The sequence below is a fragment of the Haladaptatus sp. genome, from assembly GCF_049589095.1.
In the GTDB taxonomy this organism is placed as follows: Archaea; Halobacteriota; Halobacteria; order Halobacteriales; family Haladaptataceae; genus Haladaptatus.
On the sequence record NZ_JBAWAC010000262.1, the window covers coordinates 1 to 3,849 of the forward strand.

The 3,849-nt window shown below is 59.6% G+C and carries 6 protein-coding genes; 3 read left to right on the forward strand and 3 right to left on the reverse strand.

Annotated features, from left to right (window positions below; translation table 11 throughout):
• Both WBV42_RS08525 and WBV42_RS08530 read left to right on the forward strand, forming a co-directional pair.
• On the forward strand, positions 1–508 hold a 508-nt coding region (locus WBV42_RS08525), incomplete at its 5' end, for an alpha/beta fold hydrolase (protein WP_423985649.1).
• 77 nt (positions 509–585) lie between these two features.
• Positions 586–948, forward strand: a complete 363-nt coding sequence (locus tag WBV42_RS08530; RefSeq protein ID WP_423985650.1) for a hypothetical protein — start codon at positions 586–588, stop codon at positions 946–948.
• 96 nt (positions 949–1,044) lie between these two features.
• On the opposite strand, the gene WBV42_RS08535 is transcribed toward WBV42_RS08530, so the two are convergent.
• The 3 genes from WBV42_RS08535 to WBV42_RS08545 form a co-directional block, all read right to left on the reverse strand.
• Positions 1,045–1,530: an N-acetyltransferase family protein gene (locus tag WBV42_RS08535; protein WP_423985651.1), complete on the reverse strand. Its 486-nt coding sequence runs from the start codon at positions 1,528–1,530 to the stop codon at positions 1,045–1,047.
• 77 nt (positions 1,531–1,607) lie between these two features.
• Positions 1,608–2,135, reverse strand: a complete 528-nt coding sequence (locus tag WBV42_RS08540; RefSeq protein ID WP_423985652.1) for a DUF192 domain-containing protein — start codon at positions 2,133–2,135, stop codon at positions 1,608–1,610.
• Between the two features lie 102 nt (positions 2,136–2,237).
• Positions 2,238–2,960 carry an EthD domain-containing protein gene (locus tag WBV42_RS08545; protein WP_423985653.1) on the reverse strand — a complete coding sequence of 241 codons (723 nt, stop codon included), beginning with the start codon at positions 2,958–2,960 and terminating at the stop codon, positions 2,238–2,240.
• A gap of 249 nt (positions 2,961–3,209) precedes the next feature.
• Here WBV42_RS08545 and WBV42_RS08550 point away from each other — a divergent pair.
• Positions 3,210–3,849, forward strand: a 640-nt coding sequence (locus tag WBV42_RS08550) for an aminopeptidase P family N-terminal domain-containing protein (RefSeq protein WP_423985654.1), incomplete at its 3' end; no start/stop codon positions are given.

Here is a 3,849-nt window from a genome sequence, read left to right on the forward strand (position 1 = left end):
CCTGATCGGTCACTCGATGGGTGGATCGACGGCGGCGTGGACGGCCGCGACACATCCCGACCTCCCGCGTGCGATCGCTCTCGAAGACCCCGCGGGGATGTACGGACCGCCCGATATGGGTCCGGACAAACGGGCGGAGATGGTTCGTGAGAACGTCCGCGAGTGGTCGAACAGTTCGCTTGAGGAACTCGAACGCGACCATCCGAACTGTGACCCTGGGTTGGCACGTCGCCTCGCCGTTGCGAACACGGAATGTCGCCCGCAGATCGCCGAAATACCGCGCGAAGGCTATCCCCGTCTGGAACGGGCGTTCGCGGATATCACCTGTCCGACGCTCGTGCTCAAGGCGGACGCCGATATGGAGACGCGGGCCGAAGATCTCGACATCGCCGAAAACCTATCCGACGGACGATTGGTTCACATTCCCGACGCCGGTCACTGTATCTTCCGCGAGCGATATGACCCCGCATACGCCGAGCTACGGACGTTTCTCCACCGGTTGGCGTGACGAGTGCCAAACGGTATAACAAATGAGTGATCTGATTATCCAAAATGGTAAAGTAGCTGAATTCACAGCTTTCGGACATGGATGACGAGGAGGAAGCAAAGATACTGATTGCCCTCGGGTTGGACGACGGAGCGGCCGAACCACCGGAACGACGGTTCGAACGGCGATTGTGCGCCGCCTTGGTGGATGCACGCCGTGCCGGTGTGGATTACTGGCGACTGTTCGAACTCCTCGAAGGACAGCAGCGTGCGGCGGTTCGAGCGTCGTTTTCGCAGGGTGAGTTCGGATCCGATCATTCGACGGTGTCCGAGGAAACGATCCAGTACTCGGAGGTGGTTCACGCCACCGCGACTGCACTCGATGCGGGCGGATCGAAGCGCCAACTGCTGTTCAACCTCGCCAGCGCGTATCAGTTGTTCGAGGACGATTGGTCGGAATAGCCGCCGCTACACGTGTAGATAAAGAAATACCTCGTGTACCCCTACCCGAGGTACGCCAAAATTGACGGAGATATGGTAAATGCTTTGTGTTCTTACTCAGAGTGCGACCGTGTACACCGATTCTCCGTACTCCCCGTCGCCGATTTCCACCGTCGCCTCGTCGCTCTTCTCGAACCCTAACCGCCGGTAAAATCCGGTTCCCCTCGTGTTCTCCGAGAGCACCATCGCCCGGATTCGTTTCATGTTGATGTCGCGCAAGTCGCTCCGTAACCGCTCGTACAGCGCGCTTCCGATGCCATCTCCCCAGTGGTCCGGATCGACGTACAGTCGGAGCAGGTCCCCCTCATCCTCGTGACATATCGCATGACAGAATCCGATCACTTCGTCGTCCCTGGTCGCCACGAGAAACAGCGTTCCCGGCCGCTCGACCGCATCCGTTAGCGAGTCGTCGGAGTACCACGAGGCTATCGTTCCGTCGATACTCTCGCCATCCATGATTTCGGCGTAGGCGTCGCTCCACGCACGGCGTGCGACATCCCGAACCGATTCGAAATCGTCCTCGTTCGCTGGCCGAATCTTCATTTGTTTCCCCCGGATTGCCGTTCGTCGTGCTCCGTGGTAACAATGATGAATCACAACTCGTGTTGCGGAACGAAAAGTCAGCTTTGTTCGGTCGTCGGCGTTCCGTCCTCGAACACGAGTTTCGTCCCCGACTCGATGCCTGCCCGCTTTGCGAACCCCTGTCGCATCTCGACGACGTACTTCGCGTTCCCATCGCTCCGATACTCCCGAAGTTGCCAATCGCTCGCGTTCGGTTGCGTGTCCGCGTGGGCGACGTTGAGGACGGTGCCGTCCGGACCGACGAAGATTATATCGAGCGGGATCAGCGTGTTCTTCATCCAGAACGACTGTACCTGCGGGTTGCCGAACACGAACACCATCCCGTGGTTTTTCGGCAGCGATTTTCGGTACATCAGTCCGTGTTCGCGCTCGCTCGGTGAGTTCGCGACTTCGAGCGTCACCGCCGTCCGGTTCTCACCCGTGACGAACGCGGCGCTGACGGTCTCTTCGACCTTCGTCGTCCGATGTTCGCCCCCGTTTCCAGGCTCCTGCCCGAGCCCGATGCCCCCGGTACACCCGGCCAGCACGACGAGACAGACGACCAACAGGGTCGCGCTCACACGCATGCGCCTGAAAACGGGAGCAACTGACAAAAATACGTGGTGCGATTCGACTGGCCGTCCCCCGTTCACAATTGCCGAAAACGAAAATCGCTTCGTCTCTCCGCCTTACTCCTGGGTAACGTCCTTCTGGACCGTCTCCTCGCCGATGAAACGGGGACGTTTTTCGAGCGCGAGGAAGTTGTTCACGTCCTCGCGGGCCTCCTTCGCTTTTCCCTTCTCGGGGTCGTAGTCGCGGCTGCCCTCGCTGCCGAGGGCGTCGTGGAGCGCGTCCAGGTCCTCGAAGTACAACTCCGCGATGCCGTCGAACTCGGCGTTCTCGGGGTCCGTTGGGAGGACGGTGTCGTACTTGACGACGCCTTCGATTTCGCGGGCGATGGGCGTGTGGTTGTTCTGCCAGTGGTCCACGAACTCCTCGTGGCTCATGCCGTCCTTGCGGACGAGGAACGCGCTGTGTTTGTACAGGCCGTCGGTGTCGCCGTTCACGTCGTCCTTTTGGGTGACGACCTCACCGATGAAGCGGGGACGCTCTTCGAGCGTGAGGAAGTTATCGACATCCTCACGCGCCTCTTTCGCTTTGCCCTTCTCGGGGTCGTAATCGCGGCTTCCTTCGCTGCCCAGGGCGTCGTGGAGCGCGTCCAAATCTTCGAAGTACAGTTCGGCGAGTCCGTCGAACTCCGCGGCGTCGGGTGTTACCGGGAGGACGGTGCTGTACTTGACGACGCCCTCGATATCACGTGCGATCTTCGTGTGATTGTTCTGCCAGTACTCCACGAACTCCTCGTGGCTCATATCGTCCTTTCGAACCAGCAGGGCAACGTGTTTGTACATTTCATTCGAGAACACAATCCGTGGTATGATAAAGCACTCGAAGCCGACCCCGTCCCCTTTTTTCGAACGTGAATTCGTTCCGAGCAACTCCTCCGTTAACACCACTATTTCCGGTGTTACACTACCGTTTCCGATGTTTGTGAGTGGGTTTCGCAGCGGCGAAAAGGTCACCCGATATGGCAGTGCGTTCCCCGAGCACCGACGGGTAAGTCACCTACTTTCAATACAAACCTCGGAGTAACGAGTATCATGGGGTTCTATCAACGCGATTTCATGGAAGGGACGCGCGGAACGATGGGCGTCGATTGGGAGGAACGGATCGATATGAAACGGATGCGCGAGGAGCGAAAGGAACGCGCTCTCGAACGAATGCGCGAGGCGGGACTGGGGAGCATGCTCCTCATCAACGACCCGAACGTCCGCTACGTGACGGGACTCGCCATGACCGGCGGGTCGGGTGCCGACCACTACACTCTGCTCACCGAGGACGGCGACATCATCCACTGGGATACGGCGGATCACGCGAGCAACCAGAAGTTCAACTGCCCGTGGATTTCGGACATCCGCTACGCCTGCCCCGGACTCGGAAACGTCCCGCGAGCGTCCGGCCGGGATTCGGCCCGAAACTGGTTGAAGGACAAGATGGCCGGACTCGTCTACGAGGCGATGGAGGAGTACGGCGTCGCCAAGGAACCGATGGGCATCGACATCGGCAACGCTCCGCTCATTTCGAAGTTCGAGGACCGTGGCGTGGACGTGCGTACCGACGACTGTGCCAAGGTGATGGAGGACGCCCGGAAGGTCAAGACGCGCGACGAAATCGAGTGTCTGCGAATGGTCGCCGCGCTCTGTGAGGCCGGATTCCAGCGCATCACGGAAACCGCGAAAC